At 41.1% G+C, this 16806-nt stretch carries 17 protein-coding genes; 1 reads left to right on the forward strand and 16 read right to left on the reverse strand.

Features of this window, described 5'->3' with window-relative positions:
* Positions 1 to 4: 4 nt before the first annotated feature.
* Together P3R27_RS12365 and pfkB are read right to left on the reverse strand one after the other, a co-directional pair.
* Positions 5 to 1396 (reverse strand): PTS fructose transporter subunit IIC, encoded by a 1392-nt coding sequence (locus P3R27_RS12365; RefSeq protein ID WP_034689985.1) that lies wholly within the window; start codon positions 1394 to 1396, stop codon positions 5 to 7.
* Positions 1396 to 2328 carry a 1-phosphofructokinase gene (gene pfkB, locus P3R27_RS12370; protein ID WP_034689986.1) on the reverse strand — a complete coding sequence of 311 codons (933 nt, stop codon included), beginning with the start codon at positions 2326 to 2328 and terminating at the stop codon, positions 1396 to 1398. Before pfkB ends, P3R27_RS12365 begins: the two co-directional genes overlap by 1 nt.
* 165 nt (positions 2329 to 2493) lie before the next feature.
* On the opposite strand from pfkB, the gene P3R27_RS12375 reads away from it, so the two are divergent.
* Positions 2494 to 3246, forward strand: a complete 753-nt coding sequence (locus P3R27_RS12375; RefSeq protein ID WP_034689988.1) for a MurR/RpiR family transcriptional regulator — start codon at positions 2494 to 2496, stop codon at positions 3244 to 3246.
* 151 nt (positions 3247 to 3397) lie between these two features.
* Here P3R27_RS12375 and P3R27_RS12380 read toward each other — a convergent pair whose 3' ends face one another.
* The 14 genes from P3R27_RS12380 to P3R27_RS12445 form a co-directional block, all read right to left on the reverse strand.
* On the reverse strand, positions 3398 to 3664 hold the full coding sequence (locus P3R27_RS12380; RefSeq protein ID WP_034689990.1) for a hypothetical protein: 267 nt from the start codon (positions 3662 to 3664) through the stop codon (positions 3398 to 3400).
* Between the two features lie 236 nt (positions 3665 to 3900).
* Positions 3901 to 4182, reverse strand: a complete 282-nt coding sequence (locus P3R27_RS12385) for a hypothetical protein (protein WP_034689992.1) — start codon at positions 4180 to 4182, stop codon at positions 3901 to 3903.
* A 289-nt stretch (positions 4183 to 4471) separates the two neighbouring features.
* On the reverse strand, positions 4472 to 5851 hold the full coding sequence (locus P3R27_RS12390) for an FAD-dependent oxidoreductase (protein ID WP_034689994.1): 1380 nt from the start codon (positions 5849 to 5851) through the stop codon (positions 4472 to 4474).
* Between the two features lie 120 nt (positions 5852 to 5971).
* On the reverse strand, positions 5972 to 7144 hold the full coding sequence (locus tag P3R27_RS12395) for a pyridoxal phosphate-dependent aminotransferase (protein ID WP_034689996.1): 1173 nt from the start codon (positions 7142 to 7144) through the stop codon (positions 5972 to 5974).
* Positions 7145 to 7179: 35 nt separating this feature from the next.
* Positions 7180 to 8274: an amidohydrolase gene (locus tag P3R27_RS12400; RefSeq protein WP_034689997.1), complete on the reverse strand. Its 1095-nt coding sequence runs from the start codon at positions 8272 to 8274 to the stop codon at positions 7180 to 7182.
* Complete coding sequence (locus tag P3R27_RS12405) at positions 8234 to 9583, reverse strand: aspartate kinase (protein ID WP_034689999.1); 1350 nt, start codon at positions 9581 to 9583, stop codon at positions 8234 to 8236. The genes P3R27_RS12400 and P3R27_RS12405 overlap by 41 nt, the downstream gene beginning before the upstream one ends.
* Positions 9580 to 10575 carry an aspartate-semialdehyde dehydrogenase gene (locus P3R27_RS12410; RefSeq protein ID WP_034690001.1) on the reverse strand — a complete coding sequence of 332 codons (996 nt, stop codon included), beginning with the start codon at positions 10573 to 10575 and terminating at the stop codon, positions 9580 to 9582. The genes P3R27_RS12405 and P3R27_RS12410 overlap by 4 nt, the downstream gene beginning before the upstream one ends.
* A 20-nt stretch (positions 10576 to 10595) precedes the next feature.
* A complete protein-coding gene (gene dapD / locus P3R27_RS12415) occupies positions 10596 to 11291 on the reverse strand; it encodes a 2,3,4,5-tetrahydropyridine-2,6-dicarboxylate N-acetyltransferase (RefSeq protein WP_034690002.1) in 696 nt (231 codons plus the stop codon).
* Position 11292: 1 nt separating this feature from the next.
* Positions 11293 to 12012 carry a 4-hydroxy-tetrahydrodipicolinate reductase gene (gene dapB / locus P3R27_RS12420; protein WP_034690004.1) on the reverse strand — a complete coding sequence of 240 codons (720 nt, stop codon included), beginning with the start codon at positions 12010 to 12012 and terminating at the stop codon, positions 11293 to 11295.
* Positions 12009 to 12890, reverse strand: coding sequence for a 4-hydroxy-tetrahydrodipicolinate synthase (gene dapA, locus P3R27_RS12425; RefSeq protein ID WP_034690006.1), 882 nt, complete (start codon positions 12888 to 12890; stop codon positions 12009 to 12011). The genes dapB and dapA overlap by 4 nt, the downstream gene beginning before the upstream one ends.
* Positions 12887 to 13693, reverse strand: a complete 807-nt coding sequence (dapF, locus tag P3R27_RS12430; protein ID WP_126133887.1) for a diaminopimelate epimerase — start codon at positions 13691 to 13693, stop codon at positions 12887 to 12889. The genes dapA and dapF overlap by 4 nt, the downstream gene beginning before the upstream one ends.
* Positions 13680 to 14936: a diaminopimelate decarboxylase gene (gene lysA / locus P3R27_RS12435; protein ID WP_034690010.1), complete on the reverse strand. Its 1257-nt coding sequence runs from the start codon at positions 14934 to 14936 to the stop codon at positions 13680 to 13682. Before lysA ends, dapF begins: the two co-directional genes overlap by 14 nt.
* A 274-nt stretch (positions 14937 to 15210) precedes the next feature.
* Complete coding sequence (gene trhA / locus P3R27_RS12440) at positions 15211 to 15852, reverse strand: PAQR family membrane homeostasis protein TrhA (protein ID WP_301356798.1); 642 nt, start codon at positions 15850 to 15852, stop codon at positions 15211 to 15213.
* Positions 15853 to 15943: 91 nt separating this feature from the next.
* Positions 15944 to 16789, reverse strand: coding sequence for a class C sortase (locus tag P3R27_RS12445; RefSeq protein ID WP_034690013.1), 846 nt, complete (start codon positions 16787 to 16789; stop codon positions 15944 to 15946).
* Positions 16790 to 16806 lie beyond the last annotated feature (17 nt).

A 16806-nucleotide genomic window follows, 5' to 3' on the forward strand; every position in this document is an offset into this window, starting at 1 on the left:
CCTTTCACACACTCAGTGACTTTCTTTTTTGAACCAAGCCTAGTAATACTCCGCCGACAACAGAACCAGCAAGAATCGCAAGCACCCACAGTAAGCCATGCGTCACTACTGGTAAAACGAGAAATCCGCCATGGGGTGCCGGTACTTGTACGCGAAAGAAATAGGTCAATACAGCGGCGATCGACGAACCAAGCATCATGATCGGCAAGACACGAAGCGGATCTTTTGCTGCAAAAGGAATCGCCCCTTCCGTAATATGTGTTGAACCTAAAATGAAATTCACTAGACCAGCATTCTTTTCGTTTGGCTCGAAGTATTTCCCAAAAAGCAAGACAGCAAAGCCTGTAATCAACGGCGGAGCAATACAGGCTGCAGAAACGCCCGCCATAAAGCTAGTATTTCCTTGTGCTAACAGAGCAGTCCCAGTAACATAGGCTGCTTTATTGATCGGACCACCCATATCGAATGCACACATACAACCGACGATCACCCCTAACACTAAGGGACTTGAGTTTTCAAAACCTGCTAGAAAATCCATCATTCCCTCATTGATACTAGCCATCGGTTCTGAAATGACCGTCATGATCAAACCAGTAGTTAACACTCCTAGGACAGGATACAAGAATATCGCTTTTAAACCATCCAGTGTTTTAGGTAAAATTTTCAATACTCTCATTAGCCCCAACACCACATAACCTGCCAAGAAACCTGAGATAATCCCACCTAAAAAACCTGTGCCACCATCTGAGGCAATCAATCCACCGACAAAACCAACAACGAGTCCAGGACGTTTTGCAATTCCTTCAGCAATAAACGCGGAAAGGATTGGCACCATCATACTCATCGCAAAACCACCGATTCGATTCAAACTCGCAGCAAATTCATTGTATTGTGCATTCGTTGGATCAGCAGAATAGATGCCCCATAAAAAAGAAATCGCAATCAAGACCCCACCACTGACAACAAAAGGCAACATGTGGGAAACCCCATTCATTAAGTTCTTATAGATTTCATGCCCCACGCTTTGTTGTACATGTTGTTTTTCCTTGTCTCCTTCGGCCCTTTCGATTTTTTCAGAAATCACACCTTCACCGTTCAAAACCGCAGCAATCAATTGATCGGCTTCTTTGATCCCTTTCGAAACAGAAACATCAATGATCCTTTTCCCAGCAAATCTTTCCGATTGGACATCTTTATCCGCCGCAATAATCACTGCTTCTGCTTCAATGATTTCTTGTTCCGTCAGTTGATTTTCTACCCCTACTTGACCATGGGTCTCCACCTTGATTGAAATGCCTTTTTTCTTTGCTGCCTGTTCCAGTGCTTCTTGTGCCATATACGTGTGGGCGATACCTGTCGGACAACCGGTTGCTGCAATTAATCGATACTTAGCCATTATTTGAATTCCTCCTTATAAATGGTGATTGCTTTTTTCAACGCTGCGACATCTGTAAAATCAGTCAATCCTTTTTGAAACGCAGTCGAGCTGCCCGCAGCTAAACTATCCTTTAAACAATCGGTAGGGTCTTCTCCTTTGATCATACCTGCCAGAAAAGTCCCTAATAATGTATCGCCGGCACAGGCAGTATTGACGACTTTTCCTTGTGGGGCATTTCCTGTCAAACAATAATTCTTGTTTACATAGATGCCACCAGCTTCACCTAATGACAACAACACATTTTGAGCGCCTGCGACTAACAACTTCTGACAATAGTTCACGTATTGCGTTTCTGCGATTTCTTCCTCAAACCATTCTGCCAATTCCTGCTCATTTGGTTTTAGCAAAAATGGCTGATACTTTAAACATTGGGTGACAATCTTAGCGCTCGTATCTAAAATCAAACGCACGTGATTCTCATGACAAATTTTACTGATCATTACTAAGATTTCTTCTGGTACCCCTCTGGGCAAGCTCCCCGAAACACAAAGATAATCCCCCGCTGACAATTGCTCGATTTTCGCAAGCAATTCTTCCATCGCTAACTGGTCGATTTCTGGTCCACGATTGACCAACTTGTATTCACTTGATTCCTCATTCACTTGTGTAAATACGTTGATGCGCGTCATTCCGGGTATAGAAACAAAATGAGCATCGATTCCTTCCTTCGCCAAACATTCCTCAATATAAGCCCCAGTAAATCCTCCGCTAAAGCCCAACGCAGTATTTGGTATCCCGAGTTTATTTAAAATCAATGAAACATTGACCCCTTTCCCATTTGCTTGGATGTCCTCATCGATTGAGCGGTTCACGATATTCGGTTTGAGTTGTGCCACTTCAATAAACAGATCAATCGCTAGATTCATCGTACATGTATATACGTTAGCCACCTGTATCCCTCCTCACTTTATCTACAGTATGACCTGTTTTTGGATGTACATGTTTTCTAAATAAGCGAAATTTTAGGTAAATATTTACAAAATAAAACTCATCCAAGTAAGGGTTTACATCCGTGGTAGAATAAAAAGAAGCTACAAAGAAAAGGGGAGGAGTAAATGGAACCTAAATTAAGCGAGGCAGAATATTTTTTATGGGCGTATATGATGAATCACATCCAAGAAATCCCAAATCTATCAATTATCAAACTAAGCGAACGAGCCAACGTATCCACCACGACCATTGTTCGTACCATGAAGAAAAAAGGGTACGAAGGCTATACTTCTTTTAAGCATCATTTAAAAGAAAAGAAGAATACCACCATCAATTTTGCTATGGTCGATAAAGTAGATGAAGAAATAAAAACCTCCATTCTAAAAAACGAGCAAGAAGTCGTACGTACCATCAATCTATTGGATACAGGAGTAATCGAAGATGCGATTCAAAAAATCTGGAGCTCACAAAGAATCATTATCTTTGCCAGAGGATTTTCAGAAATGATTGGGGAAGAAATACAAACAAAATTCCAACTACTCGATAAATATTGTGTCCTTCATACCGATCCAAATATCATCAAAACCGTTAGTCGCAAACTGCACAAAAAAGATGTCGTTCTCTTTATTTCCTTAAACGGTGAAACAGACGAACTCGTAGCAGCAGCGGAGAATTGCTACCGCGAAGAAATCAGTTCGATCCTGATCACCGCCTCACGGGAAAGTCGCTTGAACCGCTTAGCAGAATTATCCTTGATCGGCTTCAAATCCGAAATCTCCTTCTTCCCTGAATATGAAGTCCGCTCTCGCCTGCCACTTTCTGTGATTGCGCGGATCTTGCTAGATTCGTATGCGATACGGGTGAAGAAGGGGGATTGAGAAATAAGTGTAAGAAGCATCAATCACCGAAAATGTGAAGTTTTTTCGGTGATTGATGCTTCTTTACGAAAGAGTTTATTCAGTTTTATTTACGTTTGATTTACATTTGATTTACATTTGATTTATGACGTTCATCTACATTCATGTCTTGTCATAACGCCAAAACAAAACAAATAATAGAAACTACAACCGTCAAAACAAATTCAACCTTCACTTCCGTTCCATACGTTTGATTCGGTAGATAGATTGCTTTTCGTTTCGATTGATAGGGGATTTTTGGTCGATTAGGTTGGGCAGACTCAATGAGTATCGATAACAAAATCAGTGTGAAGTAAATAGTATTTTGCTGTGCCGCAAAATAGATGCTTGAAGCTAATAAAATCAAACTAGTCCCTTTTAGTATCCTAGCGTAGGGCATTTTTATCTCTCCGTTCTATTCTTCTATTTGTAGATTTTCTGTCCTGTTTTCTAACTATTTTCTATTATTTTTATACCTCCACATGACAATCAATAGAATCGTCATCACTAGATAGGAGGTGAGAACAATTATTTGGTTCACTCTTTTCACCTTCTCTAAAATTCTCAAACGATCGGTACTTTTATGTATTCATTTTTATTACTAATAAATAGACGTGGTTCAAATGATTCCTGTTACTAAAAATGATACAATTCTAATTCTAAAATGGAGCAAATCATAAGAACTAAAATCGTGGGAATCAGCGCAAACATCACTTCCGTTTTAGATATTTGATTCGGTAGATAGATTGCCTTTTTTCCCGATTTGTAAGGAGTTTTAGGTTGGTCGTATTGAACATATTCAATAAATAGTGATAGCATAATCAGTGTGGTATAGATCGTATTTTTCATTGCCGCAAAATAGATGCTTAGTGCTAATAAACCCAGTTGGATTATTTTGAATATTCGAACGTAGGTCATCTTTCAACTCTCCATTCTATGTATAAATAGTAACCGATCCCTCTCTACAAATATATATACGTAAAGCGCTAAAATATTACTTTAACAAATTAAAATAACTTCCACTTTAATCATATCAAAAAATATCAAAAAAATTTATTTCATTCCTAAAAAGCTGTTTTTACATCATAATTGCCCTTATTTTATTTGCCATTTAAAAAAATCGTTAAACAAATAAAAAAACGAAACAACAGGCTGAATGTTTCCATCTACCTGTTATTCCGTATTTACTATTACTTAAATTTAGTTTTTATTCCACAAATGGCTCTTCACCTAGTGCTTGTTGTGCGGCTAAGTTTAGTAGGCTCCATTGACGGTCGTGTTCTGGTTGGAAGAAGAAGTCTGCTTCTGCCAAGTCTTCGATCGTTAATTTTTGTTGGATCGCTAATGCCAAGACATTGCCTTGTGCAGTGATGTCCTTCGTTGATAATACCGCACCGCCTAGCAATTGATGGGTAAATGGATCGTACGCTAATTGCACAGCTGCTTTCGCATTACCAAATTCTTCTGGGACGAATTTGGGACGGATCGTATCTTCGTAGAAGGCTGTTTTGATGGCTACGCCAGCACGATCAGCTGTGAAACTGTTCAAGCCGCTTGCAGCAAAATGATAGTCAAACACACGTAACGCAGATGAGCCGATTAAGCCACCAAATGGTTTGCTTGGTGTTTGTTCAAATAAATGTTGGACCACATAGCGTGCTTCTCGACGGGCAACTGTTGCTAATGCGATTGGCACTTTTTTGCCTGCTGGGATCGAGTAAGCAAGGGTTGCATCTCCTACTGCGTATACATCAGGTAAGTTGGTTTGTAGATATTCATCTGTCATGATCCAGCCACGTTCATCTAAATCAACGATGCCTTTCAACCATTCGGTATTCGGTTTGACACCGGCTGCTTGGATGATCAAATCCGTTTCGATTGTACCACTCTCTGTTTCGATGGCTGCGACTTTCCCCTCACCTGTGAAGGCTTTGATAGTCACGCCAGTTTCGATCTTCATGCCTTTTTCTTTTAAGTGCGCTTCTAAGATATCTGTCATTTCCTTATCTAAGTAAGTACCTAAAGGACGATCGATCATATCTAATAACGTTACTTCTTTTCCTGCATTCAAGAAAACTTCTGCTGCTTCGATTCCGATGTAACCTGAACCGATAACGGCTACTTTTTTCACTGCTGGGTCTGTCATGCGTTCTTTGATTTTCGTTGCCCAATTATAGCCACGCATCAAATATACATTTTCTAAGTCTGTTCCTGGAATAGGTAATGAGTTTGGTTTCACACCTGAACTCAAAATCAATTTATCATAAGCATACTCTTCTGTATGTCCATCTTCTTTACGTGTAACTGTCACTGTTTTTTTATCGGCATTGATTGTGTTGACTTCGTGGTTATTTAATATCGCCACATTTGGTTGTGGAAAGTTTTCCGGTCTGAAATTACGGACATCATTCACACTAGTGACTTGATCCTCTAAATATAATTCCATGCCACATGACATAAATGAAACATAGTCGCCTGCTTCAAACAAGGTGATATCCACATTTTCTCCGTATCTAGATAGTAATTCTAAAATGGATTGATGCCCTCCATGTGATGCACCGACAATAATGACTTTCGTTTTTTCCATTGACAAAACCCTCCTCATAACAATTGTTTAGAATCATTCTAAACAATTTCACGATATCATTCTACGAATAATAATGCAAATGAAAAGGTTTGCCTAAAAATTTTATTCGTTATTTTAATCTTATTGCTTTAATTGTGCTAAAAATGTGCCGATACGTTTACACGCTTCTTTTAGATCGTCCATCCCACTTGCATAAGAGATTCGGATAAATCCTTCGCCTTCTGGTCCAAAAGCGGAGCCAGGGATACAGGCAACCTTACCTTGTTCTGCGAGTGCTAAACAAAAATCCCACGAATTCATCTGGATCGCTTCTGGTAAACGACAGAACAAATAAAATGCACCATCCGGTTGAGAGATTTGAAAGCCTAATTCCGTCAGGTGCGGCAATAGATAATCTCGGCGTTCAATGTAGCGGGCTTTCATTTTTTCTCCTTCATCCATGCTTTTTGTCAGTGCTTCGACCGCCGCTTTTTGCGAAATCGTTGTGGCAGAAGTCACTAAATATTGATGGACTTTGATCAATTCATCGATCACTGGTTTTTGAGCAAAGAGAAATCCAATGCGCCAACCAGTCATAGCATGGGATTTAGAGAGTCCATTCACGACGATCGTTTGTTCAGGTAAGTACGTAGCCATCGATACATGATCCCCCACGTAATTCAACTCCGCGTAAACTTCGTCACTGATGACAAAGACTGGATGTTGGCTTAAAACTTCTGCAAGCTTGCTCATTTGCTCCGCAGATAATAATGTTCCAGTTGGATTACTTGGATAATTCAAAATCACTGCTTTAATTTCGTCTCCGTATGTGGCAAATGCCTCTTCTAGTTGTTCTGGCTGACAAATAAAGCCAGTGTCTGATGTATCGATCGTGATCAATTCGGCGCCTGCTAGATCAACGATTGGTTGATAGCCGGGATACGCAGGTGCCGGGATCAATACCTTATCTCCTTCTTCTAAGACCGCTAGTAAAGCTGTCGCGATTGCTTCTGTGGCACCGATCGTTGTCAGTACTTCCGTTTGCGGATCATAGGAAAGACCATAACGTTCTTTTTGGAAGAAACAAGCTGCCTCACATAATTCTGGTAAACCTCTCATCCCGGTATAATGAGAATAGTTTTCTTTGATGGCTGTGATACCAGCTTCTTTCACTGCTTCAGGTGTTGAAAAGTCTGGCTCACCTAATGTCAATTTGATGATGCCCGGAATACTTGAGATTTGCTGATCGAACATGCGGATCTGTGAGACTTCGACTTTAGCCAGCCTTGGATTAAAACGATGGTGTAAATTCATAGACTTCTCCCCTTTTGGTTACTATCCTTATTTTTTCAGAAAAGTTCCTTGGTGTAAAGGATTGTTTGGTACCATTCCAAGCCTTTTTCTAAAACGGACATATCAAAATCAAATGTCGCATCATGCAGGGCAGGTGTTTCGCCTACACCTAGAAAGAAAAAGACACAAGGATAGTGTTCCGTATATACGCCGAAATCTTCTGCTTGTAAGACAGGCTCAGTTAATTCATGTAATAATTCTGAATGAGCAAGTGACGCGTACAATTTTTCATCATTTCGCACAGCAGGATATCCATCGTTATAACGAAATGAGATTTTCGCTTGAGAAGTTTGTTGGAATTCTTCTGCTAATCGAGCTAATTGTGTTTTTAAGTCTGTTTGTGTCTGACGACTGTATGAACGAATGCTGCCTGAGATAACGACTTCATTGGCTAAGACATTGCGGATCGTGCCGCCTGTGATCTGGCCGAATTTCAAGAGGTGTTCAAGATTTTCTGGCAAGGATTCGTCAAAGTCGTAGACTAACTTCATAAAACGGACGGCTGCTTCTAAACTGTCGATGCCTTTACCACTTGAGGCGATATGCGCAGATCTGCCTTTGACGATGATATCTGTTTCGCTACTTTGGGCCATCAACGCACCTGGTCGTGAAAATACTTTTCCTTCTGGCAAGCCTGGCCATAAATGAAAACCAAAGATTGCCTGTACCTTGTAATGTTCCAACCACCCAGAACGGATCACACTTTCTGCCCCGCCAGCGATTTCTTCTGAGGGTTGAAAAATCAAGACGATATTGTGCTGCATCTCTTGACGGTGCGTGGCAATATAATCGGTCAATCCTAAGAGCATTGCCATATGACCATCATGTCCGCAGGCGTGCATGAATCCTGGGTGTGTAGACGCAAAAGGTAACCCTGTGGCTTCAGTGATCGGTAACGCGTCGATATCTGTCCGAAAAGCAATCGTTGTGTCTTGGTGCTGATCAAAATAAACCAACAAGCCTGTTGCATCGATTTCATGGATCACACCACCGCAGTTTTTGATTTGTTCGTAAAGATATTCCTTCGTTTTAAATTCATGAAAGCCAAGTTCAGGAATTTGATGTAACGCCATTCGATGTGCTGCCAACATGTCGCTTCACCATCCCTTCATAGATGCCTTTTACTACGGTTTCGTACTGTACATTGGGTACACCGATGATCAAGTTCAACTCTTGTGCCCCTTGTGATAGAATCGAGGTCCTGATTTCTAACTCATTCAGAATCGACAGCACTTTCCCCGAAAGTCCAATTGGTTCCTTGTGTGGGCCGCCTACAACCGAAATCAAGGCAAGGTCTTCGATGATCTCGATTTCCTCTACGCCTAATTCCTCACGTAATTCTTTGGTGATCAAAAACAATTTATCCATGATCAATTCCGCTGAAACGACGACGCCGATATTATCGATGCCCGAGGGGATATGCTCAATCGAAATCCCATGTTTTGCAAAAATACTCATGGCTTTCCAAATAAAACCGATTTCGTCTGACATATGTTGTTTGAACAAGGTGATTGAAAGAAAGTCTTTTCGCCCGGCGATCCCCGTCAACCCATTTTCTTTTTCGACTTCATGATTTGAGATTTTTGTGCCATGATCATTCGGTCGATTCGTATTTTTGATTTGGATCGGGATATCAGCTTCTTGGACAGGAAAAACCGCTGATTCGTGTAAGACGTTTGCACCCATATACGCCATTTCTCGTAATTCACGGAAAGAGATTTCTTCAATGACTTTCGGCGAGTCGATGATTCTCGGATCTGCCATCATGATGCCTGAAACATCCGTCCAATTTTCATAAAGATCTGCCTGTAAGGCACTGGCTAAAACGGAGCCGGTAATATCACTGCCCCCACGACCAAGTAATTTTTCTTTTCCTGCTGGGTTCGCGCCATAAAATCCTGGGACGATCAACTTTTGGTGTTTCTGGTACATCTCACGTACTGCTTGCTCTGTACGAGGAAAGTCGATGCCTCCTTCATAATCAAAGTGGATCAGCTCACTCGCATCGGCAAAGGTATACCCTAAATATTCCGCCATTAATTGCGCGGTCAGATACTCCCCACGACTGACTAAATAATCGATCGTCACTTTTTCCTGTTTTAGTTGTGTTTCGATCATGGTTAATTCTTTTTCAATCGGAAAGTCAAGTGACAGAAGATCTCTTACTTGAATAAAACGTTGCGTGATCCGTTCCCATAGAGACGTCCAATCAACCTTATGTTGAAGATACGCATGGATCAAATAGAGTAAATCGGTCACTTTATCGTCTTCATTAGTTCTTTTTCCTAAAGCGGAAACGACAATGACTTCTCGACGAGGATCAGCTAGCACGATCTCACGGACTTTACGGAACTGTTCTTCATGAGACATCGAGCTTCCACCAAATTTTGCGACTTTCATGAAAGGACCTCCTCTTGAAGAAGTGACAAAGCAATTTGAACAGCGTTAGCTGCAGCGCCTTTGCGGATATTGTCAGCTACGGTATAAAAGAGCAAACCATTTTCAACAGAGAGGTCGCGACGAATACGTCCTACGTATACTTGGTCTGTGCCTCTTGCTAATGTACTTGTGGGATATTGGTGTTCTGCTAAGTGATCGACGACCAAAATCCCTGGAAACTGACTGAAGCAAGCACGGACTTGTTCTAGGGAAAATTGCTTTTCTAACTCGACAGCAATCGAGACACCATGACCATTTTCAATCGGTACACGTACACAAGTCGCAGAAACAGGCAAATCTGGTTGATGCAAGATTTTTTTCGTTTCATTGATCATTTTTTGTTCTTCTTTGGTATACCCATTTTCCATCGGGCGATCGATTTCTGGAATGACCGTTTGACTGATATCATGCGGATAAAAAGTTGCTGGTGCGCCATTTTTAGTCGCCTGTAGATCAGCGATCCCTTGTTGCCCTGAACCCGAAACAGCTTGATAGGTCGTGTAATTGACCCGAACCAAGCCAAAGGTGTTCTGTAGTGCTTTCAGTGGTAAGACGGACTGGATCGTCGAACAATTTGGATTGGCAATCAATGGATCTAACGTATGATCTTCTAGATTTACTTCAGGGACGATCAACGGGATCATCGGATCTTCTCGCCACGCTGAAGAATTGTCGATGACCACTAAGCCAGCTTGACGTGCAATTGGGCCAAATGTTTGAGACACGGATGCTCCAGCTGAAAAAAGCGCTAAATCATACCCAGAAAAAGAAGTCTCAGTCAGTTCTTCGATGACGTACTCTTTTCCCTTAAACACAGACAGACTCCCCGCAGAGCGTTTGGATGCTAAAAGCTTGAGTTTTCCTACTGGAAAATCGTACTCCTCTAAGACTCTTAACATAGTTTGACCGACTAATCCCGTCGCTCCGACAATACAGGTATCTATTTCGCGCATATTTTTCATCCTTTCTTTGTCTACAATTCTCTTAGTGCTGCAATCAATGCGGTATTTTCTTTGGTTTGATCATCTTTTATTTTTAATACACGTGCCGGTGTACCACCAACGACCGTCTCAGGTGCAACGTCTTCTAAAACGACTGCTCCTGCTGCGATGACTGCATTCTTTCCAACACGAACACCTTCGACAATCACTGCATTCGCACCAACTAATACACCGTCTTCGATCACTACTGGTTGGGCGGAAGCTGGTTCAATGACCCCTGCTAGCACAGCGCCGGCACCGATATGACAATTCTTGCCGACAGTCGCACGTCCGCCTAGTATTGCTCCCATATCGATCATGCTATGATCCCCGATCTCAGCACCGATATTGATCACAGCGCCCATCATGATCACTGCTTGATCGCCGATGGTCACTTGATCACGAATGACAGCGCCTGGTTCGATGCGAGCGTTGATGTCTTTGACATCCAGTAAAGGAACTGCACTGTTTCTAGCAGTTTGTTCTAGTTCGATCGCTAAGATTTTTTCCGCTTCTTTTTCTAGTACCGGCGCGATGTCTTTGTAATCTCCAAAAACGATTGGACTATGCACTTCACCAAATACTTTCGCATTCGGAAACTCGACAGGTTCTGATACATTTAAATAAACTTTGACTGGGGTCTTTTTTTCTGCTGTTTGAATAAAACGAATGATTTCTTGTGCGTTCAACTTAGGCTCCTCCTCTAGGTTCAAATAAATCTTCTAATTGATATGAACCGGCTGACTGCTCGGCCAACCAGATACTTGCTTGAACTGCCCCTTCTGCAAAAATTCGATTTGAAAAGGCTTCGTGTTTCACTGAAAGGACTTCATCTTTGGTCGCAAAAAGGACCTCATGTTCTCCAGGAAAAGAGCCTGCACGTAGGCTATGAACACCGATTTGTTGGTCTTTTCGAGGTTCGTCTGTCCATTGATAGACAGGTGTCAGCTCTCGAACGGATTGTAGTGTTTCTACTAAGCGCTTGGCTGTGCCAGAAGGTGCGTCTTTTTTTTGGCTGTGGTGTTTTTCGATTAATTCGATCTGCCAGCTGGCTAAGTCTTTAGCTGCTTGTTTGATCAAGCGATTCATCACCATGATCCCTAATGAAAAATTAGCACTGTAGAGTACAGGGATCGTTTGAGCTGCTTGGGCGATTTCAGCAAATTGCTCTTCGGTATAGCCTGTTGTGCCAATCACCAGTGGGACTTGGTGAGCTTTGCTGTATCGCAAGATTTTATCCAAACCAGCTGGATGAGAAAAATCGATCATGACTGCTGGTGTCTGAGCAAACGATAATTCCTCCGTTGCTTGTAAGGATTCGGTCGAACTCAATGGCTGATGTTGATATTCTTCGGTAACTTCTGCAATTCGCTTACCCATTTTTCCACTTCCGATGATCCCTATATTCATGTGCTTGCCCCTCCGTTTTCTGTTAACAGTGCGATAAGTTGTTGCTTTTTCTCCTCGCCTAATTCAATCAGTGGTAGTCTTAATGGTCCAGCAGGTAAGCCTAAATGATTCATTGCTGCTTTCACTGGAATTGGATTGGTTTCACTGAATAAGGCATTGATCAACGCTAAATGAGTCAATTGTTTTTCTTTTGCTGAAGGACTGTTTCTGTTTAAGTAATCATGAACTAATTCATGGACTACTTTTGGCTGGATATTTGCCCAAACACTGATCACACCGATACCACCAATACTTAGAATAGGTAAAATCAAATCATCATTGCCACTGTATAGTGCAAATGATTCATCAATCAGTTGCGCCACTTCCATTGTATAGGACATATCACCAGAGGCTTCCTTGATGCCGATGATTCGTGGATGCTTCGCTAGTTCCGTTAATACAGGTAACGAAATCGTCATCCCTGTTCGTGACGGTACGTTATATAAGATGATTGGTAGCGAGGAAGCGTCTGCGATCGCTTTAAAATGAGCCAGTAACCCTACATCACTCGTTTTATTATAGTAAGGGGTGATCACTAATAATTGGTCTGCCCCAAGTTCAGCAAAGCGTTGGACTTTCTTGACCGTTTTCGCCGTTGCATTTGATCCTGCACCAGCAATCACTGGGATACGTCCATTGACTTTTTCAACGGTGAATCGTACGATCTCTTCCTCTTCCTCCTCAGATAGTGTGGGTGATTCCCCAGTTGTTCCAAGGACCAGTAAGCCGTCTGTTTGTTCTTTCAGATGAAACGCAATCAGCTGCTCCAAGCCTAGATAATCCACTGCACCTGTTTCCGTCATTGGTGTCACTAACGCGACAATCGAACCTTTGATCATGCCTCTACCTCCAAATTTTTATGCCATTCATATGTGGCTGGTCCCGCCATCGTGATCGTTTTATCGCCAGAAATCAGTAAATCGCCTTGCTCTAAATGGATCGTCGCTTGTAAGCCGGAAAGGTATCCTTGATCTCTTGCGACGACATACGCTGCACAACAACCTGTACCACAAGCTAGTGTCCAACCGACCCCACGTTCATACGTGCGGACGATCAATTCTTCTTCATTGACAGATTGGACAAAATTGACGTTTGTTTTCTCTTTGAATAAGGGATGATGGCAGAGTTTTTCTCCCGTCTCTTTGGTTAATTCAGCCAACGCATCTTCAACAAAAACAACTGTATGGATCGTCCCCATGAATAAACTAGTCAGCTCTACCTTTCGCTCATCAATCATCAGTGCTTGTTTGATGATAGGTGTTGATTGTGCTACGCCTACTTTCTCTGGTTGGTAGTCCGGCGCTCCCATGTCAACTGTGCAATAAAAAGGCTCTCGTGAATGGATTGTCACATGGATCATCCCAGCAAGCGTTTTGACCGCAAATTGTGGCGCTTTAAGTAATTGTTGATCGCTGACATAATTGGCAAAACAACGGATACCGTTGCCACACATCGGCGCACGGCTACCGTCTTTATTGTAGTAGATCATTTCTAAAGGTTCGGTTTTAACAGCAATCAATCCATCCGTATCGTAAGCCGTGGATGCACACAAGCTTTGAGCCAAATGACTATAGTCGATCGTTTCATCGTAATCTAAGAAAATAAAGTCATTGCCACAACCATTATATTTATAAATCTGCATAGACTTCTCCTCTCAATAGATCCGCATAAGTTTGCCGACGCACGACTTCTCTCGACACGCCATCTTTGACAAAAACAACTGCTGGTCGAAGTGCACGATTGTAATTGCTACTCATCGAATATCCGTAGGCTCCTGTGGCATACACTGCCAGAAGATCACCTGGCTCTGCAGGAGGCAACTGTGTTTCTTGGATCACCACGTCTCCTGATTCACACATTTTTCCGGCAACCGTCACTTTTTCTGTTTTTTCAATGTCTAGTTTATTTGCCAAATCACAGGTATATTCTGCTTGATAAAGTGCCGGTCGAATATTATCTGTCATCCCACCATCCACAAAATAATATTTCTTGTGAGGTGTTTCTTTGATATAGCCGACTGTATAAAGTGTTGTTCCGGCTTCACCAACGATACTTCTCCCAGGTTCAATCAATAAGCGATCGATCGTTAAGTTTCTGTCAGCTAGCGTCTGCTCTGTGTGTGTAACCAGATGTTTGACTGATTCTGCAATTGGTAAAGGTGTGTCCGCTTCGGTATAACGGATACCAAAGCCCCCTCCCAGATTTAAAGAAAGCGGTTGTTGAAAATCTTCAAGGTAGGTAACCAGCTGGTCGATCTCAGCCAGCCAAGCAGTCATATCAAAGATTTGTGAGCCGATGTGGGCATGAAAGCCTTCCAATCTAAGAAATTCACTTTGTTGGATACGTGCAATCGCTTGTTGGCAAACATCGCTATCGTAAAGCATGCCGAATTTTGAATCGATATGTGCGGTGACGATGTATTCATGGGTATGTGCTTCGATCCCTACGTTCAATCGCAACATGATCTGTAGCTTTTTCTGATATTCTCGGCTTAACTCTTCCAAGACTTCGACTTCCATCCCATTATCTGCAACAAAATGGCGTATATCATTTTCAATGGCATATCTTAATTCATCAATCGTTTTGTTGTTGCCATGGAAATAAACATCTTCTAAAGGAAATCCAGCTTGTAACGCGGTATAAATCTCCCCACCACTTACGACATCTAGACCTAACCCTTGTTCAGCAATTAGCTGGAGTAATTCTACCGTTTGAAAGGCTTTAGACGCATACAAGATCTTTGTTTGAAAAGAATCAGAATCAAAGTTCAGCTTAAACGACTTTATCGTTTCTTCCATCTTTTTTTCATCATACACATATAGGGGTGTTTGAAATTCTTTTGCTAATTGACTCACTGGAATTTCGCCGATCATTAATTCTGTCATTCTCTTTTCCCTCTTTTCAAAAATTGTTTTCTCATCAAATTGAAATATCCTTAGATTATAATTTGAATTTTATTTGAATAATATTAAACAAAATTGTTTGAATTGTCTAGTTTAAATCGTTATTTTCAGCAAAAATGTTTAATTTTTCAATTTTATTGCATACATAAAATAAAAAATAAAAAACCACTATTTATTTTCACATAATCCTCTTAGAAACAGACAAAAAAAACTGACCAATAAATTGGTCAGTTTTTTGAATCGTATTTTTCTTAAATCAATTACTTACATAGATTGCTAAAAACATCAACGCTGCACCTAACATGACAAATAGATGCCAGATCACATGGGTGAATCGTCTGCTTTTCATGCTATAAAATAGTGATCCCACAGAATAAGCGATTCCTCCGCCCACTAGTAATAGTAAGCCAGTCAAATCGATATTCTGATAGAGCTTAGGTAGCACAACGATGATTGCCCACCCCATCACATTGTAAATGATCGTTGAAACTTTTGATACCTTGTTTGTCTTTGTTAAAGTCAAACATTTATAGATAATGCCAATCACTGCTGTGGCCAAAATGACACTTAGCAATACTAGTCCTGTCGTTCCTTGTACGACTAACAGACAAAATGGCGTGTAAGTTCCAGCAATTAAAAGGTAAATCGAACAATGATCAAATACCTGGAATACTTTTTTTGCTTTCGTAAAAATCAAACTGTGAAATAACGTGGAAGAAAAGAAAAGCAGAAAAAGAGAACAGCCATAAATCGCAAAAGCGACATAATCTAAGGTCGTATGGGCGCGATCCATCAGCAAATTGAAGCAAAGCAGACTTAATAAAGCTGCAATCCCATGGGTCACCGCATTTAATACTTCATTGACGATTTGGTACTTTCGGCTAAATTCTATCTCCATCTTGATCCACTCCATTTCGTTTGTTCAATTTCATTATACATGAAGGATGTTCTGTTTACAAAAACTTTATCATCTAGTTTCCAAAACTATATTATTTTTTAATAACTTTTGTAAAATATTTTATCATCATGATAAGAAATAGCAACAAAAACACACTGATCAAGCCATTTACGAGTAAAAATGCAGCACGCTTCGCCTGTTTCACTTTTTCTAACGATTCTTTTATTTCTTCTGGTTCAACAGCGACCCTGTGTCCGCGTACTAATAAACGGTGACTATTAACCATATACGGAGTACAGGTAACCAGTGTGACTAAATCTTGATTTTCTTGAATTTGCAGCGCTTCTGTTTCTGTCGGTGCTACGGTTTTGATCTGATCGACTTGATACGCAAGATACTGTCCATTGATTTCAATATAAAAGTGATCTTCTATTTTTAATTGAGGTAAATCTGTAAACAATTTTGCTTGCGGCAAGCCTCGGTGACTGGAAAGTACCGCATGTGTCGATTTGCCTCCGATCGGGTATGAGGTGCCCTCGAGCAGACAAGCGCCTTTTTCCAATAGTTTCGTCGTTGTTTGATCAAAAATCGGTAAACTGACATTGATTTTGGGGATCGTCAAAACACCAACGGTATGTGATTCGATATACGATTTCTGAGATTTTTGATCATTCTTTTTTTTCTTGGAAAATGGGTCTGCTTCTGGCATCGCTACGTTTGATGCCAGTTGTTCATTTTTTTTGATCATCTGCTTTTGTAATTCAGCAAGTTCTGTCGCATGTTCAGACTTTGCCTTTTTTTGATAATTTTTGATGATCTGCTGGTCGAGATAATCATTCAACGTATCACTGACAAAAGGATACGCCAAGCTGAGGACACCGATAAAAAATACCGAGAACATGATTAGATCTAACAGACGCCATTTTTTTTGTTTCATTTTATTCTCCTCAGCGA

It is taken from the genome of Enterococcus spodopteracolus (assembly GCF_030441955.1).
In the GTDB taxonomy this organism is placed as follows: Bacteria; Bacillota; Bacilli; order Lactobacillales; family Enterococcaceae; genus Enterococcus_B; species Enterococcus_B spodopteracolus.